General features: G+C 60.7%; 27 protein-coding genes. 12 read left to right on the forward strand and 15 right to left on the reverse strand.

What is annotated here, in order from left to right; translation table 11 throughout:
* Nucleotides 1-9 precede the first annotated feature (9 nt).
* Nucleotides 10-483 carry a VOC family protein gene (locus tag GR198_RS13810; protein ID WP_029870550.1) on the reverse strand — a complete coding sequence of 158 codons (474 nt, stop codon included), beginning with the start codon at nucleotides 481-483 and terminating at the stop codon, nucleotides 10-12.
* A 140-nt stretch (nucleotides 484-623) separates the two neighbouring features.
* On the opposite strand from GR198_RS13810, the gene GR198_RS13815 reads away from it, so the two are divergent.
* Complete coding sequence (locus GR198_RS13815) at nucleotides 624-1,208, forward strand: nucleotidyltransferase family protein (RefSeq protein ID WP_029870549.1); 585 nt, start codon at nucleotides 624-626, stop codon at nucleotides 1,206-1,208.
* Between the two features lie 158 nt (nucleotides 1,209-1,366).
* On the forward strand, nucleotides 1,367-1,969 hold the full coding sequence (locus tag GR198_RS13820; RefSeq protein WP_029870548.1) for a histidine phosphatase family protein: 603 nt from the start codon (nucleotides 1,367-1,369) through the stop codon (nucleotides 1,967-1,969).
* Between the two features lie 239 nt (nucleotides 1,970-2,208).
* On the opposite strand, the gene GR198_RS13825 is transcribed toward GR198_RS13820, so the two are convergent.
* Complete coding sequence (locus GR198_RS13825; RefSeq protein ID WP_164069129.1) at nucleotides 2,209-3,213, reverse strand: carbon-nitrogen hydrolase family protein; 1,005 nt, start codon at nucleotides 3,211-3,213, stop codon at nucleotides 2,209-2,211.
* 181 nt (nucleotides 3,214-3,394) lie between these two features.
* Nucleotides 3,395-3,826 (reverse strand): VOC family protein, encoded by a 432-nt coding sequence (locus tag GR198_RS13830; protein WP_029870546.1) that lies wholly within the window; start codon nucleotides 3,824-3,826, stop codon nucleotides 3,395-3,397.
* 192 nt (nucleotides 3,827-4,018) lie between these two features.
* Here GR198_RS13830 and GR198_RS13835 point away from each other — a divergent pair, with 192 nt between their 5' ends.
* Both GR198_RS13835 and dapB read left to right on the forward strand, forming a co-directional pair.
* Nucleotides 4,019-4,234 carry a hypothetical protein gene (locus tag GR198_RS13835; RefSeq protein ID WP_029870545.1) on the forward strand — a complete coding sequence of 72 codons (216 nt, stop codon included), beginning with the start codon at nucleotides 4,019-4,021 and terminating at the stop codon, nucleotides 4,232-4,234.
* A 131-nt stretch (nucleotides 4,235-4,365) separates the two neighbouring features.
* Entirely contained in the window at nucleotides 4,366-5,136 is a 771-nt protein-coding gene (gene dapB, locus GR198_RS13840) for a 4-hydroxy-tetrahydrodipicolinate reductase (RefSeq protein ID WP_029870544.1), read from the forward strand.
* 9 nt (nucleotides 5,137-5,145) lie between these two features.
* Here dapB and GR198_RS13845 read toward each other — a convergent pair whose 3' ends face one another.
* The 3 genes from GR198_RS13845 to GR198_RS13855 all read right to left on the reverse strand — a co-directional run bounded on the left by GR198_RS13845 (nucleotide 5,146) and on the right by GR198_RS13855 (nucleotide 7,282).
* Nucleotides 5,146-6,066 (reverse strand): ornithine cyclodeaminase family protein, encoded by a 921-nt coding sequence (locus tag GR198_RS13845; RefSeq protein ID WP_164069130.1) that lies wholly within the window; start codon nucleotides 6,064-6,066, stop codon nucleotides 5,146-5,148.
* A gap of 99 nt (nucleotides 6,067-6,165) precedes the next feature.
* Nucleotides 6,166-6,672, reverse strand: a complete 507-nt coding sequence (locus tag GR198_RS13850) for a GNAT family N-acetyltransferase (RefSeq protein WP_029870542.1) — start codon at nucleotides 6,670-6,672, stop codon at nucleotides 6,166-6,168.
* Nucleotides 6,673-6,808: 136 nt separating this feature from the next.
* Nucleotides 6,809-7,282 carry a hypothetical protein gene (locus tag GR198_RS13855; RefSeq protein WP_029870541.1) on the reverse strand — a complete coding sequence of 158 codons (474 nt, stop codon included), beginning with the start codon at nucleotides 7,280-7,282 and terminating at the stop codon, nucleotides 6,809-6,811.
* Nucleotides 7,283-7,595: 313 nt separating this feature from the next.
* Between GR198_RS13855 and GR198_RS13860 the strand changes: the two genes are divergently transcribed.
* Nucleotides 7,596-8,999 (forward strand): pyridoxal phosphate-dependent decarboxylase family protein, encoded by a 1,404-nt coding sequence (locus GR198_RS13860; RefSeq protein WP_029870540.1) that lies wholly within the window; start codon nucleotides 7,596-7,598, stop codon nucleotides 8,997-8,999.
* 142 nt (nucleotides 9,000-9,141) lie between these two features.
* Nucleotides 9,142-9,462: a low molecular weight protein tyrosine phosphatase family protein gene (locus GR198_RS13865; protein ID WP_012758013.1), complete on the forward strand. Its 321-nt coding sequence runs from the start codon at nucleotides 9,142-9,144 to the stop codon at nucleotides 9,460-9,462.
* Between the two features lie 81 nt (nucleotides 9,463-9,543).
* Here GR198_RS13865 and GR198_RS13870 read toward each other — a convergent pair whose 3' ends face one another.
* The gene (locus GR198_RS13870; RefSeq protein WP_029870539.1) at nucleotides 9,544-10,020 is read right to left on the reverse strand and encodes a GNAT family N-acetyltransferase; all 477 of its coding nucleotides are present in this window, start codon (nucleotides 10,018-10,020) and stop codon (nucleotides 9,544-9,546) included.
* A 154-nt stretch (nucleotides 10,021-10,174) separates the two neighbouring features.
* Here GR198_RS13870 and GR198_RS13875 point away from each other — a divergent pair, with 154 nt between their 5' ends.
* The gene (locus GR198_RS13875; RefSeq protein WP_029870538.1) at nucleotides 10,175-10,960 is read left to right on the forward strand and encodes a class I SAM-dependent methyltransferase; all 786 of its coding nucleotides are present in this window, start codon (nucleotides 10,175-10,177) and stop codon (nucleotides 10,958-10,960) included.
* Nucleotides 10,961-11,024: 64 nt separating this feature from the next.
* Here the strand turns inward: GR198_RS13875 and GR198_RS13880 are convergent, their stop codons facing one another.
* The 3 genes from GR198_RS13880 to tyrS all read right to left on the reverse strand — a co-directional run bounded on the left by GR198_RS13880 (nucleotide 11,025) and on the right by tyrS (nucleotide 14,676).
* Nucleotides 11,025-11,447 carry a TIGR02594 family protein gene (locus GR198_RS13880; RefSeq protein WP_012758016.1) on the reverse strand — a complete coding sequence of 141 codons (423 nt, stop codon included), beginning with the start codon at nucleotides 11,445-11,447 and terminating at the stop codon, nucleotides 11,025-11,027.
* A gap of 500 nt (nucleotides 11,448-11,947) precedes the next feature.
* Complete coding sequence (locus GR198_RS13885) at nucleotides 11,948-13,123, reverse strand: MFS transporter (protein ID WP_029870537.1); 1,176 nt, start codon at nucleotides 13,121-13,123, stop codon at nucleotides 11,948-11,950.
* 287 nt (nucleotides 13,124-13,410) lie between these two features.
* Entirely contained in the window at nucleotides 13,411-14,676 is a 1,266-nt protein-coding gene (gene tyrS / locus GR198_RS13890) for a tyrosine--tRNA ligase (RefSeq protein ID WP_312876447.1), read from the reverse strand.
* 341 nt (nucleotides 14,677-15,017) lie between these two features.
* Here tyrS and GR198_RS13895 point away from each other — a divergent pair, with 341 nt between their 5' ends.
* Nucleotides 15,018-16,919, forward strand: a complete 1,902-nt coding sequence (locus GR198_RS13895; RefSeq protein WP_029870535.1) for a potassium transporter Kup — start codon at nucleotides 15,018-15,020, stop codon at nucleotides 16,917-16,919.
* A 29-nt stretch (nucleotides 16,920-16,948) separates the two neighbouring features.
* Here GR198_RS13895 and GR198_RS13900 read toward each other — a convergent pair whose 3' ends face one another.
* A complete protein-coding gene (locus tag GR198_RS13900) occupies nucleotides 16,949-18,532 on the reverse strand; it encodes a Na+/H+ antiporter (RefSeq protein ID WP_029870534.1) in 1,584 nt (527 codons plus the stop codon).
* 343 nt (nucleotides 18,533-18,875) lie between these two features.
* Here GR198_RS13900 and GR198_RS13905 point away from each other — a divergent pair, with 343 nt between their 5' ends.
* A complete protein-coding gene (locus GR198_RS13905) occupies nucleotides 18,876-19,652 on the forward strand; it encodes a dioxygenase family protein (RefSeq protein WP_029870533.1) in 777 nt (258 codons plus the stop codon).
* A 100-nt stretch (nucleotides 19,653-19,752) separates the two neighbouring features.
* Here the strand turns inward: GR198_RS13905 and GR198_RS13910 are convergent, their stop codons facing one another.
* The 3 genes from GR198_RS13910 to GR198_RS13920 all read right to left on the reverse strand — a co-directional run bounded on the left by GR198_RS13910 (nucleotide 19,753) and on the right by GR198_RS13920 (nucleotide 21,724).
* Nucleotides 19,753-20,529 carry a molybdopterin-binding protein gene (locus tag GR198_RS13910; protein WP_029870532.1) on the reverse strand — a complete coding sequence of 259 codons (777 nt, stop codon included), beginning with the start codon at nucleotides 20,527-20,529 and terminating at the stop codon, nucleotides 19,753-19,755.
* Nucleotides 20,526-21,368 (reverse strand): cytochrome b/b6 domain-containing protein, encoded by an 843-nt coding sequence (locus tag GR198_RS13915; RefSeq protein WP_029870531.1) that lies wholly within the window; start codon nucleotides 21,366-21,368, stop codon nucleotides 20,526-20,528. Before GR198_RS13915 ends, GR198_RS13910 begins: the two co-directional genes overlap by 4 nt.
* Nucleotides 21,369-21,454: 86 nt before the next feature.
* Entirely contained in the window at nucleotides 21,455-21,724 is a 270-nt protein-coding gene (locus GR198_RS13920; protein WP_018485766.1) for a pentapeptide MXKDX repeat protein, read from the reverse strand.
* 234 nt (nucleotides 21,725-21,958) lie between these two features.
* Here GR198_RS13920 and GR198_RS13925 point away from each other — a divergent pair, with 234 nt between their 5' ends.
* From GR198_RS13925 to GR198_RS13935, 3 genes are all read left to right on the forward strand, one after another.
* Nucleotides 21,959-22,507, forward strand: coding sequence for a sigma-70 family RNA polymerase sigma factor (locus tag GR198_RS13925; RefSeq protein WP_029870530.1), 549 nt, complete (start codon nucleotides 21,959-21,961; stop codon nucleotides 22,505-22,507).
* Nucleotides 22,504-23,148, forward strand: a complete 645-nt coding sequence (locus GR198_RS13930) for an NrsF family protein (protein WP_029870529.1) — start codon at nucleotides 22,504-22,506, stop codon at nucleotides 23,146-23,148. Before GR198_RS13925 ends, GR198_RS13930 begins: the two co-directional genes overlap by 4 nt.
* A gap of 136 nt (nucleotides 23,149-23,284) precedes the next feature.
* A complete protein-coding gene (locus GR198_RS13935; protein WP_029870527.1) occupies nucleotides 23,285-23,566 on the forward strand; it encodes a hypothetical protein in 282 nt (93 codons plus the stop codon).
* 66 nt (nucleotides 23,567-23,632) lie between these two features.
* On the opposite strand, the gene GR198_RS13940 is transcribed toward GR198_RS13935, so the two are convergent.
* Complete coding sequence (locus GR198_RS13940; protein ID WP_029870526.1) at nucleotides 23,633-25,126, reverse strand: right-handed parallel beta-helix repeat-containing protein; 1,494 nt, start codon at nucleotides 25,124-25,126, stop codon at nucleotides 23,633-23,635.
* Nucleotides 25,127-25,539 lie beyond the last annotated feature (413 nt).

Raw genomic sequence — 25,539 nt, forward strand, 5'->3', positions numbered from 1 at the left:
AAGGCTACCTCAGCCGCGCCTGGCGGCCTCGATCGCCGCAATGTCGATCTTCCTCATGGTCATCATCGCGTCAAAAGCACGCTTTGCCTGGCCACCACCTGCCGAAAGGGCTTCGGAGAGGACGCGCGGCGTAATCTGCCAGGATACACCCCACTTGTCTTTGCACCAGCCGCACTCGCTTTCCTGGCCACCATTGCCGACGATCGCGTTCCAATAGCGATCGGTTTCTTCCTGAGTGTCCGTTGCGATCTGAAAGGAGAAGGCTTCGTTGTGTTTGAACGCAGGACCGCCGTTCAGGCCGATGCAAGGAATGCCCGCAACGGTGAATTCAACAACCAGGACGTCTCCTTGCTTGCCGTCAGGATAATCTCCCGGTGCCCGAATGACGGCACCCACGGCGCTATCGGGAAAAGTCGCGGCATAGAAGCGGGCGGCGGCCTCAGCGTCTTTGTCGTACCATACGCAGATCGTGTTCTTTGCCATTGCGCGGTCCTTTCGCTCTTCGTTTCGCATTGCCCACTGAAATAAGAGGCAAACCGTCTTTCTCCAGCCCATAGAAGCGTTTTCACGCGAGCGATTGCGAAAAGAGAATCGACTATAGTCGCAGAGAGGAAGGGATAAACGTGACCATCACCACTGAACAATTTTTTGCCCGCATTCGACTTAATCCGGTCAACCATCTGCTCCTGGAGAAATTGCCGGCTCTGGGCCTACCGCAATGTATGCTGACGGCTGGCTGCCTCTTTCAGACGGTATGGAACTTGAAGACCGGAAATGATCCAGAGCACGGCATCAAAGATCATGACATTTTTTATTTTGACGACCACGATCTCTCATGGGAAGCCGAGGACAACGTGATCCGTCGTGGCAAGGCTTTGCTGGGAGACCTCGCAGACAAAGTTGACATAAAGAACCAGGCTCGCGTCCACCTCTGGTATGGCGAGAAATTTGGCAAAGACTTCCCTGCCTTCGAATGCACTGAAGACGGCGTTGATCGTTATCTTATCTCCTGTACTCGGCTGGGGGTGAGAGTTCATGACGGCAGCCTCTATGCACCCGATTACCTCGACGACATGTGGCACGGCATACTCAGGATGAACCCACTTAACGCTCAGCCCGAATTGTTCGCCCGGAAATGCAAGCAATATCAGCAACGCTGGCCGTGGCTGCGTGTCGAGCCAGGGGCATCGAGCGAGGAGGTCCAGTGAGTTCCTTGGTAGCCTTGAGCCAGTAGAAGAACGTCGGGTTCACTTGGATCGCTCCAATTGCAGTCATCATTGAACTGTCGCATGACCTAGCTGCTACAACCGCTCCTCGGGCGGGTAGCTCAGCTAATTGTTTCATCAATTCATTTAGGACAACGCCAATGATTTACCTGCTTCGCCACGGCGAGACCATTTGGAACACCTTAGGTCGGTTCCAGGGCCAAAAAGATTCACCGCTTACAGAGCGCGGTATCGAACAGGCCGAACAGATGGCGAAGCTTCTGAAAAAGGAAATGTCAGGAAGCGAACAATCTTTCCAACTCCATGTCAGCCCTCTCGGCAGAACGCAGGAGACCGCGGCTCGCATCGAACGTGTATTGCCGCTGACGGCTCGTCCGGAATCGCGGCTAATGGAGGTGACCGTCGGTTCTTGGGACGGCATGACCAAGTTCGAGATCGACAACGAGTTTCCAGGAATGCTGGACGGGTCCAACGCTTTTGATTGGTATTTCAAATCTCCAGACGGGGAGAGCTTCGATGCCGCCTGTGCGCGAGCAAAGGACTGGATCGTAGGCATACGTGCACCGACAGTAGCGATTTCTCACGGGCTGTTTGGCAGATTGGTTCGTGGTGTATATGCTGGCCTTTCGACGCAGGAAATGCTGAAATTGCCCGTTCCCCAAGACGGGTTTTATCGTCTTTGTGACGGTGAGTTCAGTCTGGTAAACGGTTCGGCTGATATGATATCCGGCGTGGTCGCTTAGGAAGGGTTCATCGCTGAGTGACCGCTCGGCCGCCAAGCGTCATTGCTGATTATAACGCGGCTCGCTGCCAGAGATTGACGCCTCGACTTGCGACCATCGACCTTCAGGCCCCTCAGAATGCGGCTCTTTTGGTGCTGCATCACCGGTGGGGTCGAGCCACCGGTGATAAAATTTAACGCGCCTGAGCCACAGGAAAATCATTGGGCAAGTGCGTCGCATGGATGAGGTTCGATACGGCTCTAAAACCTATCCCGCGCATCGCTGCGCGGGTCGCCGTCAACGCGATGCGGCTCGTAGAGGCCGCTCCGCGCCTTGCGCCGCCACGGCCGGGAAAGATCGCAGGGATTGTCGTCGATATCGGCAAGCGATATCGCGGCCGTTCCATCCGCAGGGCATTGCGCCGCCCACCGGCCGCCAGGCGCGACGATCCCGGAAGATGCCGGATCAGCCTGACCGGGATGGGCAAGAATCGAGAAGCTGACCCAGTAGCTGTTGCTCGCCGCATGCCCTTGTGCCTCGGCAGCAAAGGACGGCTCGTTGGCCGGCGAGCCCCCGGTCGTCGAGAACAGCACACAGTGGACGTCGAGCCGCTCATATTCGCTGAAAATCTCCGGATAGTGACACTCCATACCGAGCGAGCAGCCGAAGCGGATGCCGTCGACCTCGAAGGTCACGGGGATCGAACCCGGCGTGTACATGAAGGAAATCTTGGTATTCGACAGCAGGCGCTCATCGTAACGCGTCACCAGTTCGCCGCGGTCGGAGACAACATAAAGGCTGTTGTGCGGCCGGTGCGGCGCCGTCAGCGGGTGCACCGAGCCGATGACCGTCCAGAGCCCGAGTTCGCGCGCCAGTTTGCGCGTTGTATCCAGCTCCTCACGCAACACGGCCCATTCGAACCGCCGCCAATCGGACGGCCCGATCTCTCTTGGCCCGATTTCCGACATGATGCGCTTGTTCGGCGATGATGTCGTTCCTTCGGGAAAGTGAATAAGCCGCGCCCCTGCCTCTCGCGCCTGCCGCATCAGCAGGCGCATCTCCTGTCCGCTCTGGCGAAGCTTGTCGGCATCGCGGGGATCGTCGGCATGGGAGGTCTGGGCCACGGCAAGACGCAAGCGCCTTGCCTCAGGCAGTGCATCGTTCGCCGACCTGGGAAGAACATGCATGCGGGCGGCGGTGTAGGATTCACCCGTCTTGGCGGCGCGCGCACGCACCCGCCGCTTGAAATTTCCATTCTCAGTCATATCAGGGCCTCTCACGTTCCGGACATCGTTCCCCAGCAACAGGCCCGAAACATCAGGACCAAGGATCACGACCCGAGACGAAAGTCCCTTTGCCTCCGGTTGAAGACCCTGCTGGAGAAGGTCCTGGGAGGTTCGGCGTTAGGCCACGCCGACACAAAGATGCCGAGGCGACCGCGATTCGTCAATTCGGGGAACGGCCGGGATAGGCAGGCGCCGAGGCTGCCTGCTTCGGGCGGTCCACCTTATCCACGCGCCACGGCGGATCGGTGCGGTTCGGTCCGGCGAAATAAAGGATGATGCGGTTGCCGCCGGGGTCGAAAAGCTCCGCCTCGCGCCAGAGCCAGCTCTTGTCCTCCGGTCCGGTGACGAAACGAAGACCGGCCTCGCTGAGATTGCGGACCGTCTCGTCCAGCTTCTCGCACTCGAAATAGACCGTGGTGCCGCCACCGCCGCCTTCGCCCTGATGCAGGGAGAAGGTGCTGTCCCCGTCCGGGCAGACGAAACGCGCATAGCGAGGACGAGCGTCGACGACCGGCCTGAGACCGAGAGCGCAATAGAAGTTCCAGCCCGCATCGAGGTCAGGCATCGTAACGGTTACTTGATTCAGGCGCATGATCTATCTCCTCGGCTGAGTTCGCCAAAACTGTGCGGCGGCTTGGCACCACGACATTCATAAAAACAAAGACCTGAAGCCGTCGCATGAATCAAATTCTAAGCGAGCAGTTTTAGTGTCATCGACACAAAACTCGTGTCAGACTGTGCAAGCCACGCACACGCCGGCGCACCGATCGAGAGGGCCGAAGCCATGCACAAGTTCACCGTATCAATCACCCGGGAGATCGAGGCCGACACCGCCGAGGAGGCCGCCTTGCTCCTGTATCAGGAACTATCAAGGGGACCGATCCCCGACCGCTACTCGGTCACCGACGAGACGAAGGCTGCCACGGAGGTGAAGCTGGATCGGCAAAAGGCCGACGACTTCGCCAGCATCGATCACACCGCCGACCCCGGCAACTGGTAGGCGGCAGACGACCAGAGGAGATCCCTGCTTTGCGCCGGGAGCGCAAGTGCGGTAGTTGCAGATCCCGTTCGCCGGCGTAATGACGATGCAAATAGCCGTCCGTCGGAAATATCGCCAGCCAAGGAAAGTCCGTGACCTCACCAATCAAAATAGCCGTCGCCGGCGCGAATGGCCGCATGGGTCGTGCCATCCTGCCGCTGCTGGCGGCCGATCCGGATTTTGCACTCGTCGGCGGCATCGGCCGCGAGGGCTCCGCAGGCGCCGGGCTGATTGACCGTTCGACCGCGATTAAGGCGGCCGACGTGATCCTGGATTTCACGACGGGAGGTGCGGCCGCCGAACTTGCCGGCCTGTGCGCTTCGGCCGGCGGACCGGCCCTGGTGATCGGGGCGACGGGTTTCGAGCCGGATGAGCTCAAACGGATCGCAGAGGCCGCCCGCAGAATTCCGATCCTGCGCTCCGGCAATTTCTCCATCGGCGTCAACATGCTGGTTGGCCTCGTCGCCCAGGCCGCGCGCGCCCTTCCCGCTGAAGGTTGGGATATCGAAATCCTCGAAGCCCATCACAACAGGAAGATCGATGCGCCGTCCGGCACGGCGCTGATGCTCGGCGAAGCAGCCGCCGAGGGCCGTGGCGTTTCCCTCGCATCCGTCGAGCGGCGCGGGCGCGACGGCATCACCGGCGAGCGGCCGCCCGGTGAGATCGGCTTCGCCGTCTTGCGCGCCGGCGGGCTCGTCGGAGAACACAGCGTTCTCTTTGCCGCCGCCGAAGAAGTCGTGACGCTCTCGCATTCGGCTCTCGACCGCGGCATGTTCGCCCGCGGCGCGCTTGCCGCCGCCCGCTGGATCGCAGGACGCGCACCCGGCGAATACGCCATGGGGGATGTTCTGGGCCTCGCTTGAGAAACAGGCTCACAGCATATCAAGGATTGCCGAGGCGACGACGACCTCGGTTCCAGCCAATCCGACGGAGCAAAACAGCGTCGTATCGCCAGGCGATCCTCGCCCGACCGCTTTCCCGGCCATAATATCGGCAAGGTCGGCCATGCGGTGCTCATTGCCGGAGCCGGCGAGGAATAAGGGCGAAGCATAGGCGCGCGTCTGTTCGGGAGAGTCCGTTGCGATCACGGCTGCGGCATCGGCAATATCCAGGCCGAGTTCGTATCCCTCATGCGTTTTCGGGCCGACGGTGTTGACGTGCACGCCGGGCTTCAAATCCCTGGCATGAATGACGGGCGTTCGGCTCGTCGTCGCGCAGATGACGATGTCGGCGTCATCGATGGCTTCAGAGGCGCTTCCGGCAGGCTCCACTTCCATACCCAAGGTGTGCTGCATCTCAGCTGCAAAGGCGGCGCGATTATTCTCGTCGCGGCTATAGACGCGGGCGCGGTCCAGTTTTCGAACGGCGGCAGCCGCGGCAAGCTGGGTTCGCGCTTGCGCTCCGCTGCCGAGGATCCCGACGATGCTGGCGTCAGGCGCGCTGAGATGCCGGATGGCGAGCCCTCCGATCGCACCGGTTCTGAGGTTGCCGAGACGCTCCCCGAGAATAATGCCCTTGAGCTTCGCATCGTCGGCGGACCACACCGCGACGATCTGGGAATGCTCAGCCCCGTCGAATGTTTCATAGACCCGGAAGCCCGCAAGCGGTTTCTCACCGAGCATGCCGCCGACGGTGAAGACGAGATCGCCTCGACCGGGAAACGAGACATGGTGCCGGGGTGGAGAGATCAGTCGATTGCCTGCCCTCGCGAGAAAAGCGGTCTCGAGCGCATCGATTGCGACCACCATCAGCGCGCTGCCGACCAGATCCTCGTCTTTCAGAATTTTCGTCACGGCCAAACCTCCAGCCCATGCCGGCATGCTGCAACCCCAACCCCGCTTGAGGTCAATAGGTGAGGCAAGCCGATATGCGCTGAAACATCGGCGTGAGACCTAACCGACCAGACGGCGAGCCATCATGACGTCGTCGATCTCCCTGCCCTCCTCCAGAACCCCGCCGGGAACCCTGCCGATCTCGGAGAAGCCTTCCCGCTGATAGAAGCGTATTGCCGCCGGGTTTTCTGCGCTGACGAAGAGTTCCAGTTGCAGAATGCCGGTATCGCGCGCGTGATCGACCACCGCGCCGAGCAGTTTGCCGGCAAGGCCCGTTCCGCGCAGGCTCCTTCTCACGTAAACCATGATGATCGTTGCGCGATGGGCCATCTTGCTCGACCGCTGCCGAACTAGGCCGGTTATGCCGACGGGTTCGTCACCCTGAAAGGCGATGAAAACCGGCTCATTCAGGCGATTGCGCCACTCCTCGAGAGAAAGAGCCTCCCAGTCCTCGTAGCGGCTTGCAAAGAGAGACGGTTCGGTGCGAAGCGCTTCCAGACGGATGCGCCGGAAAGCCTCCACTTCGTCTGCCCTGACATGCCTGATCGTCGTGCCACTTCCATCCATCGGGACCTCCTGCGAGATGAGAGGTACTGTCAATACAGATGGCCTCAGCCGATGCAACCGGTGTCAGGAAGCTTCGTAGTTCAGCACATGCTCGAAGTGACGAGATCGAACGGAAATCCGTCGTCTCAGGCGCCGGTCACTGCGCCGGGCTCCCCAGCCGGCCACCCTTCCGGACGACCGGTTCGCCGGGCGGGCCGACCACCGATTGATCGGTCGGCCTCGCTGCCGGTTCGCCAGTTGGCCCGACCACCGGTTCACGGGCTGGCCCGTCGACCGGCTGGCCGGTGGATCGGACGACCAGGGGATCGGCTGGCTGGACGGCGGATTGATCGGTTGTTGGCCCGGGCACCGGCTTCCCGGTTGCCCCCGGCACCGGCTGGCCGGTTCCCGCGTTCAGGGGCTCACCGGTTGGTCGGGCCGCTGATTGCTCGGTTGGCCCGGCAACTGGCTCATCAATTGAGTCGGCCACCGATTGATCGGCTGGCTTGTCGATCGTGAACGGTACAACTTCACGGATGATGAAGAGAAGAACTATCCCGACCAACGTGCACGTCAGCGCGTAGAGAAGGAAATATTTCAGTGCATATCCCTCGCTGATTGGCAGCACCAACTTGACAATGGTGCAAGTGATATTTCCGCATCATTGAACGATACTTGAAGGGAAGGCAATCACTTTCAACAAGAGCCCCGAAATTTCAAAAATGCACAGAACGGGATAAGGTAGTTATTGTAGATATTTAGGAAGCACCTCCCCGAGGCTCACTTTGTCTTGAGGTCTCGGCAAGCCCAAGGAAGGCCTCGGAACCCAGATCCGAGATTTGTCAGGCGAAGACAGCCTCGGCGATATGGGCTAGATTGCGTGTGCCGGCAGCCTGCTTTCGAGGGTGAGGCCCTCCAGGATCGGTAGCGGCAGGGGGATCCGCATGACGGCAATTGCATCTCTGTTTCAGGAAGCAGCCCGCCTTGCGGCAGGATTCCGGCAGGCAGCGCCCGCCCGCCATATGCCCGCCCACGACTACGCAGCCTCGCTTGCCTGTTTCGAAGAGCCGCTGCCGGCGGCCGGTTCCGATATGCTTGATGTCATCAGGCGTCTCTCGGACGGCGCCGAACCCGGGCTGCATGCAACCACTGGGCCGCGCTTTTTCGGCTGGGTCATAGGCGGCTCCCATCCGGTCGGCGTCGCGGCCGATTTCCTCACCAGCGCCTGGGGCCAGAACGCCGGAAACCATGCCGCCGCCCCGGCCGCGGCAGCCGTCGAGACCGTCGCGGCGAGATGGCTTCTCGATCTCCTGAAGCTGCCGGCCGAAAGCTCGGTCGGCTTCGTCACCGGCGCAACGGTGGCGAACTTCACCTGCCTTGCCGCCGCCCGCGGCGAGGTGCTGCGCCAGGTGGGCTGGGATGCCGATGCAAAGGGCCTGTTCGGAGCGCCTGAGATTACCGTGCTGATCGGCGACGACGCCCACACGACCGTCTTCTCCGCGCTTCAGTTCCTCGGCCTCGGGCATGATCGCGTGCTACGCCTGCCCACCGACGCGATGGGACGGATAGACCCGGCCGCGCTGGCGGCCACGCTCGATACTGTATCTGGACCCGTCATCGCCGTTCTCCAGGCGGGGCAGATCAATACTGGCGCCTTCGACGATTTCGCCGCCATCATCCCGCTGTTGAAGGCGAAGCGCGCCTGGGTGCACGTCGACGGAGCCTTTGGCCTCTGGGCGCAGGCATCAGTGAAGACCAGCCACCTCAGCCCCGGCATCGAAGCGGCCGACAGCTGGGCGACCGACGGCCACAAGTGGCTGCAGACGCCCTATGATTGCGGCTATGCGATCGTCCGCAACGAGCTCGCCCATCGCCGCGCCATGACGATCGCCGCGAGCTACCTTCCGCTCGCCGGCGAAGGCGAACGCGATCCCTCGCACTACGTGCCCGAGCTTTCGAGACGGGCCCGCGGCTTTGCCACCTGGGCGATGCTGAAACATCTCGGCCGCGACGGCATCGCCGCCTTGATCGACCAGTGCTGCGCCTCAGCGCGGCTGGTTGCCGATCTCCTGTCGCAACAACCGGGCATCGCCATCCTGAACGAGGTGACGCTGAACCAGCTCGTCATCCGCTTCGGAGCCGACCTGCCCTCCGAAGAAGGCGACGCGTTGACCCGAAAGACGATCGAAAAGATCCAAGCTGACGGCATCATCTTCGCCGGCGGCGCCAAGTGGCGCCGCCGCGACGTGCTGCGCCTTTCCGTCACCAATTTCCAGACGACATCAGATGAGGCGCAACGCGCCGCACAAAGCATCATCGCTGCGTTCAAGAGTGTGAGCGGCGGCTGACGCAACGCGCGACAGCGAAGGCAATTCTTCTGCCGACCTCAACGGACGCAGGGCCGCCGGTATTCTGTCGATGGATACCTGGTTCGTTAGCGAGTGAAATTGTGCTATCGCGGGCCTCGCTCGCTTCAAGAGAGATCGAAACGTGAAAAACGTCCTGTTCGTCTGCAGTCAGAACAAACTTCGCAGCCCGACGGCCGAACAGGTCTTCGCAGGCTGGCCGGAGATCGAGGTCTCCTCGGCCGGCACCAACAACGATGCCGAAAACCCACTATCGAACGAGCTGATCGAATGGGCCGATATCGTCTTCGTCATGGAGAAGGCTCACCGTGCGAAAGTTCAGGGCAAGTACCGGTCAGCTCTCAAGGACAAGCGGTTGATCTGCCTTCATATTCCTGACGATTACGACTTCATGGATCCCGCGCTCGTGCAGCTGCTGAAGGCAAAGGTGCCTCGGCATCTCTAAGCTCGGTCATGCGACCGTAAAATCGCCGCCCCGAACAAGAAGGGGCGCGTGCCAATGGTGGCGAGCTGCGGGGGCCGATGGTCAAACTTGTTGAGAGACATATTCCGGAAACTCGGCCGCACCGCGACTTAGGGCTTTCACCATCAGCAGGCCGTCGTCGAAGTAGCCGTTTCTCGCGTAGAACTGGTGCGTACGCTCCCTTCCCAGCACCATGGCGATACGGACCACCGCGCATTCAGTTCGCTCCGCCTCCGCCTCGATCCACGCCATCATCTTGCCGCCGATGCCCTGACTGCGCACGGCGCTGTCTACGACCACATTGTCCGCCTCGATATACTTGCCGCACCACAACTGAGTGCCCGTCCAGAAACCCGACGCACCCACCATCCGTTCATCGATGTATGCTGCTATGCAGCGGTAGTTGCTCTGTGCGAACATGGCTGAAAGTCGTTGGCAAACCACGGCCTGACTCAGGCGACTAACCTGGCTGTACAGCGGGAAAATTGTCATCGTCTGATCGGGGCCGACCAGCTCGCGGATGATCACTTCGTCGGACACAGCAGCCCCCTATCCTCTCGATCACATGATAGTGCACGCGAACTCGGTCATGATCCATGGGTGTGAACCACTTACAGTAGACTGCCTGTCTTCCCATTGTAATCCGCTGCGCTTATAGCTCCCCGCCCGTTCCGATCGCACAAGGAGGAGAGCCATGAACGCCAATGATGTCGCCGCACATTGGGAGAGCAATGCCGAGACCTGGACGGTCTATAGCCGCGCCGGCTACGACAAATATCGCGACGCGCTGAACACACCGGCCTTTCTCAAGATGCTGCCGCCGGTGGCGGGCCTTGCCGGGCTTGATCTCGGCTGCGGCGAAGGTTCCAACACCCGCGCCGTCGCCCGCCTCGGCGCCCGCATGATCGGTCTCGACATCGCCCCGACCTTCATTCGTTATGCCCGCGAGACCGAGACGCAAGCGCCGCTCGGTATCGACTACGTGCTCGGCGACGGCCAGGGCATCGATTTCCCGGAGGCGAGTTTCGATTTCGTCACCGCCTTCATGTCGATGATGGACATGGCCGATCAGCGCCAGGTGCTGGAAGGAATTCACCGCGTCCTGAAATCGGGCGGCTTCCTGCAGTTTTCGATCCTGCACCCCTGTTTCGTGCCGCCGACACGCCGCAATATCCGTGACGAGGCCGGCAAGCCCGTCGCGGTGGAGATCGCCGATTATTTCGACGAGAGCGACGGACGGGTCGAGCGCTGGATCTTTTCCTCCATCCCCAAGGAAGAACGGGCGACGCTGACGCCGTTCGCCATTCCGCGTTTTCACCGGACGCTGTCGACCTGGGTGTCGATGATCGTCGAAGCGGGGTTGACGATCGAAGCTTTCGGCGAGCCCATGGCGTCAGTCGAGGTGGCGCTCGCCGAGCCGGTGGTCGCCGATACCCGCATCGCACCGATCTTCCTCCACATCAGGGCGCGCAAGGCGTAAGGCCTGTTTTCCCGCCGCCACCGAGGTTTGGAAGGTGGATGAGTTCTCACCTTCTCACCCAACATCATCGTCGCACGGCGACCACCGAGCTGGCGCGATAGCGCGACAGCTGGACGCGGTTGGATTGGTTGCCGCCGAACAGGTAGACGTACTGCCGGCGCTGGTCGATGTGATCGAACAGGCTCACATGAAAGCGCCGGCCGGTGCGGATCACCACGACATCCCCTCGCCTGGCGGAGCGGACACCGACCGGCTTGCCGAATTTCCTCCAGGACGCCGCCATGTTGGGGTTGGGCGGCGGTTGCCGCGAAGACCGCTTGGCGACAAAGGCCAGGAACGCCCCGCACCACGATACCCTGCGCGGATTGATGCTCAGGAAGGAGATGGAGCGTTCGTGCATACTCTTGTACTTGGACGCCGTGCCGAGCATGTCCGCCTCACAGGGCACGGCAAGCGCCGTGAGGACGATGACGAGAATAACCTTCATAGTTACCCACCATTGTTTGTATAATGTTGAAATTCCGAAATGTGGCGAAGAATAAAACAGGCGCGGCAACGTAGATGCGAATTATGGCGTGATTTAGAGACAACTAATAATGGCATTTTAGCAGCGGAAATTTGTCCGAAGCGAGGCGCGAAACTCCGTAGGCGGGCCTCCCTTTGCGGCCGGACACGGCCATCACAAACCCCGCAAAACATATGTTTTGCTAAGCCGAAGGCTGGAGTTTCGCTATCCCAACGAGGTCCATTCAGACGAGATGGACGGCGTCCGCAATGCTTGAGCAGCAAAACCATTCGCCAGGACTTGATGGCGGTGCGCGGAATTGGCTCCTCACCTATACGAGCTATATTTCCGATGGCCCCTCATAATACTTCGGCGCAATGGGAAATACATTGCGTTCGCCCGATTCATCAGCGAAAGCCGGAGGTTGCCCCTCCGGTTGCGGACGTGAACGAGCTTATGACAGCGGAGGCCGGCGTGGCGTGTCAACCGTGTGGTTGCGCCGGTTCGGGTTGGCCTGTGACCGGGGCAGGATCAGCGGCAAGTGCCCTGGTGACCAGCAGCGCTGCGGCGAGAACAGGGACGATCGCCCAGTACGAAAAGCGGATACCGAAGTGTTCGGCAACGAAACCGAGCAATGGCGGCCCGGCGAAAAACACAAGGAACGTCGTCTGCCCGAGCGCTGCAACGTTGACGGGTGCGGGTCGATCCGTGCGTCGGGCCGCAGCCGAGATGGCAAGCGGATAGACTGAAGAGCAGCCGATACCTGTCAGGCCAAAGCCTGCGAGCGCGATGGCAGGGTGTGTCGCCGTCGCAACCATGACAACACCGGTGGCAGCGATCCCAAGGAGAGTGATTGCGACCGGGCGCGGATTGAAGCGGTCGATGACAGGGTCCATGCCGAGCCGTCCGATGGCGATGAACAGGGAGAAAATGGTCACCCCAAGCCCGCCGATGAAGGGTTCGACCGCGAATACGTCACGCATATAAATCGCCGACCAATCGACGCTTGCGCCTTCGGCGAGAAGTGGAGCTGCGCCTATCAGGCAAAGGGGCAGCAGCCCGATCGTTGGAAAAGCGATGGGCGGACTATCTCCCGGGTGCGCGTCCTGCCGCTGGGGCGCGTTCTCGATCCTGGAGAAAACGATCGACCCCGCAATCAAGACGGTGACGAGGATGATCAAGCTATGCAGTTCGATGGAGACGGCAGCCTGCCGCATGCCGGCGGCAACAAGGGCGGTGATGCAGAAGCCGAGGCTCCACATGCCGTGAGCCCGGCTCATGATGCGGTACCCAAGCAGCGCCTCACGGCGATCGGTTTCGATATTGGCGTTGATCTCGAACGCGCCGGTGAAAATGCCGGCAATGAAGAACAATGGCACCGCCAGGAGAGCTGAAGGCATCCAGGGGATCAGCGCGAAAAACAGCGCCGCACCGAAGACGGTGACGAAAGCCGTGGTGCGCGCACCGAGCCTCTCGATCAACCTCACCGAGAACGTCAACCCGCAGAGAACCCCGGAGGACATGACAGCGAGCAAAAGGCCCAGCTCTCCCTCGGTCAGGCTGAACTTGACCTGAAGATCGGGCAGCCGCGAAACAAACGCGCCTAAGGAAAGGGCAACGGCAAACTGGATGAAGAAAATGCGGTGGTGCGGCTTCATCTCGGCACTCTGCTCCGATTGGGGCGGGATATCGGCGGCATAACCGGACATTCCGACGAAATGGCGACTGGCTGAGAAACCCGCGATCTCAGGATTATCGACCACCGCTGCTGACATCCCCTGTCAGCATGATGCCGCCGCCGCTGATTTCACAATTCAATGCCGAGCGGCCGCTCCAATTGAAGGCTGCAAAATAAGTCAGGCCGAAGGGCCACCTTGTCAACGGCACGCGCAGAGAGCGCGACAAGGAGGTTCGAGGTTGCCCGCTCCGAATTGTACAGACCACGCTAAACCGGCTGAAGGAGGACGTGTCGCTTCTTGCCGACCGACAGCCGGATCACCCCGTCCTGAACGTCGAAGTCGCCAAGCCGCATTGCCTCATCGCTCACACTGCCGCCGTTCACCCGCACACCGCCGCCGACGATCAATCGACGTGCTTCGCTTTTCGACTTGGCGAGTCCGGCAACGACCATGGCGTCGACAAGCGGAAAATCACCGCGAAGGCCATCGGGGAGCTTCACCGTCGGAAGCCCCGCCGGCACCTCGCCCGCTTCGAAGATGCGCCGGGAAGTTTCGGAAGCTTGTACTGCCGCATCGGCCCCGTGGCACAGGCGCGTGATCTGGTCGGCAAGGATCTTTTTCGCTTCGTTGATCTCGGAATCCCGAAGCACTTCCAGGCGTGCAATTTCGTCTAAGGGTAACTCAGTGAACAGCCTGAGGAAACGCCCCACATCGGCATCCCCGGTGTTTCTCCAGAATTGCCAGAACTCATAGGGCGACAGCCGATCGGCGTTTAGCCAAACTGCCCCCGAAACGCTCTTGCCCATCTTCGCGCCCGAAGACGTCGTTAGCAGCGGGGCAGTCAATCCAAACAGGGTGCGTCCACCGATCCGCCGTCCAAATTCGACGCCGCTGACGATATTGCCCCACTGGTCGGAGCCACCCAGTTGAAGCAGGCAGCCGCGGCTTTCTGCGAGAACATGGAAGTCGTAAGCTTGCATGACCATGTAGTTGAATTCCAGCAATGACAGCGATTGCTCTCGTTCCAACCGTTGGCGCACGCTCTCCGATGTAAGCATCCGGTTGACTGAAAAATGCGGCCCGATATCGCGCAGGAAATCGAGATAGTTGAGCCCGCCCAACCAGTCGGCATTATTGACCATGACAGCATCGATCTGGCCGTCCCCGAAAGCGAGGAAGCGCTCGAAGACTCGCCGGATGCCGATCAAGTTTTTCATGATCTGCTCTTGACTGAGAAAAGGACGCGACGTGTCGCGGAAGCTCGGATCGCCCAGGCGGCTTGTCGCATCGCCGAGCAATGCAATGGGTTTGTTACCCGTCTTCTGGAACCACCGGAGCATCATGATCGGAATGAGATGCCCGACATGCAGGCTGTCGGCGGTGAGATCAAATCCGTTATAGGCGGTGCCGGCTCCTGAACAAAGCCAGCTGTCGAGTGCTCCTAAGTCGGTGCATTGATGCAGGAAGCCGCGCTCGCTCAAAGTGCGAAGAAAGTCGGATCTAGGTCCGGTAGGCTGAGTGGATAGTATCACGAGGGTCTCCATTTGGGCCGATGAGGCCGGAGACCTTCTGTTGACACACGTGCCGCCGACCGTGCGGCGTCTCGAGTGTCAGGAATATGACCTTGCGCCGCTCTCTATGGGAGCAGCGAGTAATAGAAGCTCGAAAGGGTCCGGGCGCAGGTCATGTATCCTTATTACCACGCGAAAGCGCAATCACAAGGGGATGCGAATGAGGTTTGAACGGATCGCAACGCCACACCTCCCACGCCCACATCCACCCCTCAAAAAATTAGCACCCGCATCAATTTGCTTGCCGTTCCGCAATGCGGCATATGTTTGTGCTCATTGGCAAATGGCATGAGCGGGGAACCATGACGTCGACGCATATGGATAAGACGGGGGATGGCGCCGGCCGGAAGGGCTTTGTCGGATTGGTCATCGGCGCGGTCGGCGTCGTCTATGGCGATATCGGCACCAGCCCGCTCTATGCCCTTCGCGAGGCGCTGAGGCCCTTTGCCGCCGATGGCGTACACGAAGCCGAGGTCATCGGCCTGATTTCGCTGATGGTCTGGACGCTGACGATCATCGTAACCTTCAAATATGTGCTCTTCCTTCTCAGGGCGGACAATGACGGCGAAGGCGGCACGCTTTCGCTTCTCGCCCTTTTGATGAAGAAGATGGGGCGAAACGTGCCGGTGCTCTTCTTCGCCGGCCTGATCGGAGCGGCTCTCTTCATCGGCGATGCGATGATCACGCCTGCCTTGTCGGTCATGTCGGCGCTAGAAGGGCTGAAACTGGTCACGCCGGCCTTTGCCGAATACGTCCCGCTAGCTTCAGCTGCGATCATGATCGTTCTCTTTGCTGTCCAGTCGAAGGGAACCGCCGCCGTCTCGATCTTTTTCGGGCCGATAACGGTGTTGTGGTTTCTGGCTATGGCGGCAGGCGGCGTGATCCATATCGGCGACGACTGGAGGATTCTGGAGGCGCTCAATCCGATCAATGCATTCCTGTTCCTCACCCATGCCGGCAGCGTCGGCCTCATCGTGCTCGGCGCCGTCTTTCTGACGGTCACGGGCGCCGAAGCGCTCTATGCCGATCTCGGGCATTTTGGGCGCCGTCCGATCCAGATAGCATGGTTCGTGCTCGTCTTTCCGGCATTGCTGTTGAATTATCTCGGCCAAGGCGCACTGGTTCTTAGCCATCCCGAAACGGCTACCAATCCGTTCTTTCTGATGTATCCCGACTGGGCCCTGTTACCAGTGGTTCTCCTGGCGACGATGGCAACGATCATCGCCAGCCAGGCGGTGATCACAGGCGCATTTTCGCTGGCCCGCTCGGCGGTTCACCTCGGCTTCCTGCCGAGACTGCGAATCAAGTTCACGTCGGAAACCAACACCGGCCAGATCTACGTGCCGAGCGTCAATCTTCTCCTGCTGGTCGGCGTGCTGATGCTGATCTTCTCCTTCGGCGACTCCGAGTCTCTGGCGACGGCCTATGGCATCTCGGTGACCGGAACCATGGTCATCTCGACCATGCTGGTCTTCCAGTTTCTCCGAGCCGTCTGGGGCTACTCCCTCGTGCTCGCCGCCGTCTTGCTGCTACCGCTCTTCATCATCGAAGTCCTGTTCCTGGCGGCCAACCTCTTGAAGATCCACGATGGCGGCTGGGTTCCGGTCGCCCTTGCGCTGGCGATCATGATCATGATGTGGACATGGACCCGAGGCCAGGCCTATCTGAAGAGACTGCGCGCCAACAACGAGATCCCGCTCGATTCCTTCATCAGGTCGATCGAGCGAAAGTCGGACCATTCGCCCGTCACCGTTCCGGGAACGGCAGTCTTCCTGACCAGCGTCCCGGATCGCACCCCGAACGTCCTGCTCCACAATCTCAAGCACAACCACGTGCTCCACGAACAGAACGTCATCCTGACCGTCTGGACCGAGGACGAACCTTACGTCCCCGACAGCCGCCGCATCAAGATCAGCCAGCTCTCACCGCGTTTCGTGCGCCTCGACATTACCTTCGGCTTCATGGACGACCCCGACGTCACCAGGGCGCTAGCTCTCTGCCGGGAAAGCGGCTTCAAGTTCGAGATCATGAAGACGTCGTTCTATCTCGGCCGTAGGAACCTCGTGAGGACGCCGAATACCGGGCTGCCCGGCTGGCAGGAGCGCATATTCGTGGTGCTGGAAGGCTTCGCAATCGATCCGTCCGACTATTTCAACCTGCCGTCCAACCGCGTCGTCGAACTCGGCGAACAGATCGCCATTTAGGGCAGAACGCCGCTCGGCGGCGCTGAACCTCACGCCTTGGCCGAGATCGCGCTCAACTCCTCGAGATCGAGATCCCGTTCAAGCTCGTCCAACGTTTCGTCGTCAATGTCGCCGGCGCGATGGAGGCGAATGAGTTCCCGTCGTCCCGTGGCAACCGCTTCGAGAACGACGTCGAAGTGGGCATGAAGCACCGGTTTGTAATGCTCCGTTCTCTCGGCATAGTCGACGATCACTGTCGCCCTGCGCTGGTATCGGTCCAGCAATTGCGGGTGGATGAGTTGTCCTTCCGCATCATATGCCAGGCTTTGGACGGTCCCAAGCTGGGCCTGCGCCATGGCGACTTCGGCCTGGGTCATGGTCAGGCGCGCTCTTTCCGTCTCCGTCTCCACCAGCCGCGCCCAGGCAATCACCCGCCCCAATGTCGTGCCCTGCACGAGCACGGTTCCGAGAATGACGGCGAAAGATGTGACGAGGATGAAGTCACGGCCCGGGAACCCCTCCGGCAGGCTGAGCGCCAGGGCGAGCGTGATCACGCCGCGCACACCTGCCCAGCTGAGAACCGTCGCGCCGCCAGCGCCGAGCGGCTGAGCTCGCGTCACCCCCAGGGCTGCACATAACCTGATGACAAGATCGGAGGCGAAAACCCAGGCAAAACGCGCGACCACGAGTGTGACGAGGATCGCCAACATCGGCAGCCCCATCGTCGCGATCACCGTGGTCAAGCCGCCGCCGCGTTCGACGACATCCCGCAGCGAGAGGCCGATCAGCGTGAAAACCGAAGCTTCCATCAGGAAGATCATCACGGTCCAGAACGACGTGCCGCGCATGCGCGTTGCGGCTGAAAATACAGTGTGCTGGTGCCAGGACGCGATCAGGCCGGTGGTGACGGTGGCGATGACGCCGGAAACATGCAGCAACTCTCCGAGCAGATAGGAAATCCAGGCAAGCAGGACCGTGGCTGCGATGATCAGATATTCGTCGCCGAGACGCCGGACGAGCTTGACCCATGCCGTTCCCACAACGACGCCGACGACGGCGCCGCCGAGCGCCAGCACGAAGAAGCTGCCGACCGCCTCACCCGCGCTGAAGGCTCCGGTTGCGACGGCGGCAACGGCAAAACGGAAAAGAACCAGCCCGCTCGCATCGTTGAGCAGGCTCTCGCCTTCCAAAAGAATCTGCAGCCGCCGCGGCAGCCTGACGCGCTCGAGCACGGCGCGCGCCGAGACCGCGTCCGGCGGTGCAACGATCGCGCCAAGCGCTGCGCAGGCGGCCCAGGGAAGCGATGGAAAGATGAGATGGGCCACGACGGCCACCACCGCGCAGGTGAACAACACAGCGCCGACGGCCAGCGAGGCGATGCCGATCATATGGCGCCGCAATCGCGCCAGCGCGATGGCCCAGGCGCCGTCCATCAGGAGTGGCGGCAGGAAGATGACCAGCACCAGTTCCGGATCGACTGATATCGCCGGCAACCCCGGTACAAACGCCAGCAAGGCGCCACCCGTCAGCAGCGCGACGGACGGCGGCAGTCCGAGCCAGTGGGCGACATAGTGCAGCGCGATGATCGCAAGAAACATTGCGATGACGAGCTCGAATAAGTGGGTTGGTTCCATATGCCTCTGCCCTGGCTCGAAAACGAATTTTGGATGCCTACTGCATAGTTCAAAGTGGAATCGATTCAAGGATAAAATTATCCGGTAATTCAATGCCTTACAGCATATTTTACGCAACCGGAGCCCAATGGGCGCCTCGGAGCAACCATCCAGCTGCTAACATCAGCAGATTACGCTTTCCCGTCAATCCGCCTGCAAACAGGAATGGCCGCATCGGGACCCACCTGCCGTTTCGGCGGGCATTAGATGCAGATGATTTCGTTGCCGTCGATCATTGCGTGGATTTAATTGGAATTTCCTGCGCATCCTCCTTAAATCCTGCGTCTGAGGCAAAGGAAGACAGATGAAGAGGCGGACCCTTGTGCTTGGAGGTGCGGCCATTGTCGCATCATCCGTGGCTGCGGTGGCGGTCTGGCCGCGGAGGCATGTCACCGTTGCCGCCAGGACATTCGACTGGAAGGGAACGGATTTCGTAAGCGGCGGCACAAAGTCGGTTACCTTGGAAAAGCTGCCTGAGCCGCTCTTCCGTACCAGTCCGAATTGCGTTGTGACCGTCGCCCAGACCCTTGGCCCCTGCCATGTCAACAATGTCCCGGCCCGTCAGGACGTTTCGGAAGGAAAGGCCGGGCTGCCTTTGCGGTTGGCCGTTCGGATCGTCCACGCAGCCGATTGCCGGCCGGTCGAAAATGCCGATATCGAAATCTGGCATACCGATCACCGCGGCATCTATTCCGGCCGCGAGGCTGCTGAGATGTGCACCTTCGGCGATGCCGAGGCGATCAGCGGGCTCGCCTTTCGCGGCCGCCAGCTAACGGATGCCAAGGGGCAGGCAAGCTTTTTGACGGCCTATCCCGGATGGTACAAGGGCCGCACGCCGCATGTTCATTGCCGTATCCTCGTCGAGGGCAAGGAGCTTCTCGTCAGCCAGATCTATTTCGACGATGTGCTGAGCGATATCATCTATGGTGAGCATCCCGACTATATCGGGCGCCCTTCCCGCGATACGCGCAACGACGAGGACGGCCTCATCCCGGAGGATGCGGCCGACCACATGTTCGATTTCGAAAAGCTCGATAGCGGCGTGCTGTCCGCCACCATCACCATCGGCCTCTCTGCCTGAGCGCGGCAGCGACGGGGTTCCGCACCCTCGATCACGACGACCTCGTCGACCGTGGAACCCGACAAGAGGAAAGCGTCAAGGTCGGCATGTCGGTCGGGGACTATATGCCCGCATACCATTCATAACCGCGATCCTCCCAGAAGCCGCCATTGCCGCCGTAGAGCTGGCCGAGATCGGCGACGGCTTCGATGCCGGTCAGGTATTTTGCCTGTTTGTAGCCGAGCTGGCGCTCGACCCGGAGCCTCAGAGGCGCACCATGGGCGACTTCGAGATCGCGGCCATTCATGGTGTGGGCAAGGATCGTCTGGGGGTGGAACGCATCGACGAGATCGATGCTTTCGTAATACCAGCCGCTGCCGTCGAGCGTCTTTTCATATTCGTCGGCGCAGTGAAAGACGATGTAGCGAGCTTCGGGTTTCAGGCCCGCCGCCTGCAGCAGCGCGCCGAGCGGCACGCCGGTCCATTTGCCGATCGCGCTCCAGCCCTCGACGCAGTCATGCCTCGTGATCTGCGTGCGGGCCGGCAGGGCTTTCAGCTCCGCCAGCGACAATTGCATCGGCTTGTCGACCAGTCCGCCGACCTCGAGCTTCCAGCCCGAAAACCGCTGGTTCATCCAGTCGATATAGCGGGGATTATCAGGCATGCTCGTGCCGTTGGCGCGGAAGGTCGGCGAGATATCGGCTTCCGTGAACTCGCGGGCGAGCGCGTCGTCGCCGAGCAGGAAGCGCTGCGTCTTCATGGTGAAGCCTTCGGCGATCTTGAGCACCGATTTCGTCCGATCATTTTCGACGAGGGCATCGCAGCCGGCGAGCCCCAGCGCCGATGCCGTCATGGTCGCGCCGATCAGGAAGCGACGTCTGGTGATGATGCGGCTCATGACTTTCCTCCCTGCCCGATGTCGTAGTAACCGGTGATCATCGAGCGCAGATTGTTGAACACGCCCGAAACCAGCACCATCGCCACATGCACCGCGACGAAGGCGACGAGCGAGAAGGCGGTCAGGAAATGCAGCGTGCGGGCCGATTGCCGGCCGCCGAACAGATCGAGCAGCCACGGCGCGACAGCGTTGAAGCCCGGCGACATGGTAAGTCCCGTTCCGATCATCAGGGGCAGCAGCACGAAGACCACGGCGACATAGGCGAGTTTCTGCAGCGTATTATAGTGGCGGGCCTCGGCCCCCTTGGGAAAGCGCAGCCGGGCGTGACTGACGATCTCATGGCCGAGATGCGAAGGCTTCAGCTCTTCGGCAGCCGGCAGCAGATCGCGGCGGAAATGCCGGCTGACGAAACCATAGGCGAGATAGATGAAGCCGTTGATGACGAACAGCCAGGCAAAGAAGAAATGCCAGCGCCGACCCGATGCCAGATCCTGGTAGCTCGGCAAGGTCAGCCAGTTCGGAAAACCGCGCACCGCGGCCTCGCCGTCGACATTCGAAACCCCGAGAACGCCCGTCGTGACGAAGCTCAATCCGCCGATGCGGGTCACGCCCTTCAGCGCATCGCCTTCCTGTTCCGCCTCCATGGAAATGAAGGACGGATCGTCGTCGGCGCCGTACTGGCCCCAATAGAGCGCCGGATGGGCGTTGAATATCTGCAGGCCGCTGTACAGCAGCACCGTCATGCACAGTACGTTTACCCAGTGCGACAGGCGCACCAGCAGGCCATGGCGGTAGAAGAGCGTGCGTCCGCTCACCATGCCGGCATCGGTCGTGGCCATTGTGGTTCCTCCGGATCGGCGTGAAAGGTCTTCGCGAGAAAGGACGCGGCCGCCGGCCAAATAGTTTCAGCGGCCGCGGCTAAAGCTTACTTCATCGCGTCGCAGGCCTTCATCATCGTATCCTTCTTCATCGTGTCCTTCTCCATGCCGGCATTGTGCATGCAGTCGGCCTTGGTGCTGCCGGTCGCCATTGCGTCCTTCGACATTGCATCCTTCGACATCGCATCCTTCGACATCGTGTCGGTCTTCATGCTGTCTTTCTTCATGGCATCGCTGCTTTGGGCGCTGGCGGCGCCGGCAAGCGACAGGCCGATGACGAAGGTGCAGGCGGCAAGGCTGGAAAGGATCTTGGTCATGAGGGTCTCCTCGGATCGATTGACATGTCCGCCAGCACTCGCCGACGGCTCACAGTCCTGAATTCGATCCCCTTGCGAAGGCGGTTACAGCCTCACGCTTATGTGATAGCGCTACAGCGCCGCGCGTCTTTTGGAGACGCGCAAGGGACGCTGTACACTTTGAATTGCCGCCGGAAGATTTTTGAACCCGCCTGTAACCAAAGTGTCATCCACCCGAATGATATTGCAGACGACATGACGAGCGCCCATTCGGAACAAGCACTGAAAATGCTGATGCTTCTTTCCCTCGACGGGGACGAGGCAGCCTACCGGCGTTTACTCGTGACGTTGCGAACCCTGCTCGTCGGTTATTATGGCGGGCGGATCGGCACTACCGCGAAATCCGACACGGAAGATCTCGTGCAGGAGACGTTGCTGGCGCTGCATTCGCGCCGGGCGACCTATGACAGGGAGCGGCCGTTCACCGCGTGGTTCTTCTCGATTGCCCGCTACAAGCTGATCGACCATCACCGAAAGCATGGCAGCCGGTACAAGGCGGAAATGGAACTGGACGAGGAGATCGAAGACGACTTCAGGGAGGATGCGATTGCAGCGCGCATGGATGTCGAACGGCTGTTGAACGGCCTGCCGCAGCACCAGCAGGAGCTTATCCGTCAGGTCAAGCTCGAGGGGCAGTCGGTGGCCGACACGGCAAGCCGCACCGGACAGTCGGAATCGGCGGTCAAGGTCGGCGTCCACAGGGGCATCAAGGCGCTGGCGGCAAGATTGCGAGGTGGGATGTGAGAGAGACTGAGGACGTGATCGACAGCCTTGTCCGGGATCTGAAGCCGGTGTCGAGACATGCGCTCGAACGCCGCTTCGCGCTCGCCATCCTGCCGGCCTTAGCAGTCTCGCTGCTGCTGATGCTTATCGTCCTCGGCCTTCGCATCGATATGGCGCAGGCGCTGATGCTGCCGGTCTTCTGGATCAAGTCCGCCTACAATGCCTTGCTTGCAATCGCCGCCTTCGCAGCCGTTTACCGCCTGTCCCGCCCGGATGGCTCGGAGGGCCGCTTTTTCGGGATTGCCGCGGCCATCATACTCGCCCTCGCCGTCATGGCGGTCATCCAGCTCGCTTTGTCGCCGGCCGCAAGCTATCCCGTGCTGGTGCTCGGCTCCTCCGCTCTGCATTGCCCGCTGCTGATCTTTGCCTTTGCCATGCCGATCCTGATCGCAAATACCTGGGTTCTCCGTGGCGGCGCCCCGAGCAACCTCGGCATCACAGGCTTCATCGCCGGCATTGCCGCCGGTGCATCCGGCGCCTGGGTTTATTCCTGGTTCTGCACGGAAAACGGCCTGCCCTTCGTCACCCTCTGGTATTCGCTCGGCATCCTGCTGACCGGCGCAATCGGCGCGCTGCTCGGCCCCCGCCTCCTGCGCTGGTAGCACCGGCTGTTTGCGGCAGTGCGCCACTAATCCTTCATCCGGCATGAAACCAGATGCAGCATTCCTGCGTACTACTCGGGGGATGAGTATTGCGTACTCCCTCGATCGGGAAACACAGGCAGCGAGGAATGACGGCATGGTCAGGAAAGAAGGCGTAGCCCACCTCACCCGGCAAGCCGCGGAACAGGGGCTGGCCAGGCTGATGATGAGGCTGCCTGCGACGCGGGCAACGATTAGAGCAGTTGCGGCGAGCCAGCCCCATTTTTATGAATTATGTGGTGCCTACGGCGAAGCCTGCGCCGTCCTCGATCGCATGCGCCGGGATAGATCGGCCGATCCCGCAATCATCACCGAATACGAGATCATCTGCGCGGAAATTGAAGTCGACGTCATCAGGATCCTGCTCGGCGATCGATGAGACTTCGCAAGCGCTGGGCGGACTACCGCCGCGATGATGCAACGCCATTTGCCGCCGGCATCCCTGTCAGCCCAGGACGTCACCCACATGGATGGAGACGCTGAGCGTATCCGTGTCGAAATGCCGTGAAGTCCCATCGGAGATCTTGTAGTGGAAGGTGTCGCTCACGTCTCCGTTGAGTCCGGCGAGCTTTGCCGCGTCGGCCGTATAGGTGTAATCGCCGTCACTGTCGACATGGATGGTGCCGTATTGGCCGGTCAGCGTCACGCCGTCCTTGTCGACGAATTCGCCGTCGAAGCGGCGAAGCAGCAGGGTTCCATTGGCCGAGCTGTCGTTTTCGAGGAGATTGCCGTAATGGGCGGCGTCCAGGTCGGACGAGATTTTCAGGCTGTCATGGGTTGCGACAAGCGCCGGCGCCGTCTCGGTGTGCGTCACATCGCCGACCGCGAGACTATCGCTGCTCGCAAGCATCGCCGCCTGGGCTTCGTCGAGCGTCGTGTTGTTACTGACGGGAAAGGTGTTCGCGGCGATGATGGCGGGAGATATGCTGTAGGGCGTGACATCGCTGGCGATGACATTGTCGTGGAAGGAGCCGGATGCCGGCCTGTCGACCTTCAGCGCCGCTGAGGACAGGTCATCGAAAACGTTGCCGTAGATATTGATACCCTCGCGAAGGTAACTGGTCGTGCCGACGGCACTGATCGCCACGCCCCATACGCCGTCATGGATATAGTTGCCCGATATATCGTAGTCCCGCGTATTGCCCTGATCGCCGAGACCGATGGCATAGGACCAGCTGTAGCCGCCATAGCCTGAAATATCGTTGTCGTGGATAGCGACGTTGGTGCCGGCTTGTGCGGCGATCCCGAAGCCGCCACCGATAATCGCGTTGTCCTCGACCAAGGCATTTACGGGCCGAACGAGCGCGATGACACCCTTCGGCGTAGCTGCGCCCGTCTGGTCGAGGTAATTGCCGCTGATCACGATATTGCTGCTGTCATTCATCTGGACGGCATCTGCCGCGGTGCCATGGGCATTGGTGACGGTGTTGTTGAGAAAATTGACGCCGTTGATCTTCTCGATCCAGACGCCGTCGCCGTTCACGTCGTTGATCGTGCTGTTTTCGATGGTGATGTTCGAGCCGGTCCGGAAGGTGATCGAACCTGACTTGCCTGCCAGTCCGGTGTGATCGACCTCGACGTTGCGGACCGTCCAGTTCGAAACATATCCGCCATAGATGGCTGCCCCGCCGGTGTCCGAGATCTTGATGTTCTCGATGACGATGTTCGATGCATAAAGGCTGTGAATACCATCGCCGGGGCTATGGATGACTGGCGCATCGCCGACCCCGTAGCTGCCGATGGTGATCGGGGCACTCACCGTGCCGGAATATTTCAGGTCGAGCTGGTCGTTGAACACGCTTCCGGCGGCGAGCAGCACGCTGTCGCCCGGCTGCAGTTTCAAGTTTTCCACCGCCCAGAACGAAGAAAACGGCGTGTCCTCGCTCGTTCCGCTGTTGCCGTTGGAGCCTATCGCTGGATTCACATAATAGATTGTCATATCGCCTTGTTCTCGAATTGCCCGCGCAGCCGTCTGAATCGGCTGCGACGCGTGGATCGGATGCGGTCGGGGCTAAAGGCCATGTCAAAAGGCCTTCGATATTGCCCTCACGACGGTTGGCAGACCCTGTGGGCCTGCCTTGGTCCCGAGAACGCCTGGCGGAGGCGGTATCCTGGAAATGACAACTTATACGAAAACAATCTATTAAATAACGACCGAAAGGTGAATGAACGATAATCGTACACCTCGGCGACGTATGGTCGCAGAGGTGAGGCGTCCTGTTTCAGGTCAGTCGCAAGCCGAAACGGTTGAGGCGCATTGCAGCCCCTTCCCCTCACTGCGGAGCCATTTGATGGCGAGAGCAACGCTTTCCCGGGGGGAGTCCACGCCTCCCCGGAAGGAACGCCCGGCAT

Origin of the sequence: Rhizobium leguminosarum (genome assembly GCF_010668065.1) — a bacterium.
Classification (GTDB): Bacteria; Pseudomonadota; Alphaproteobacteria; order Rhizobiales; family Rhizobiaceae; genus Rhizobium; species Rhizobium leguminosarum_S.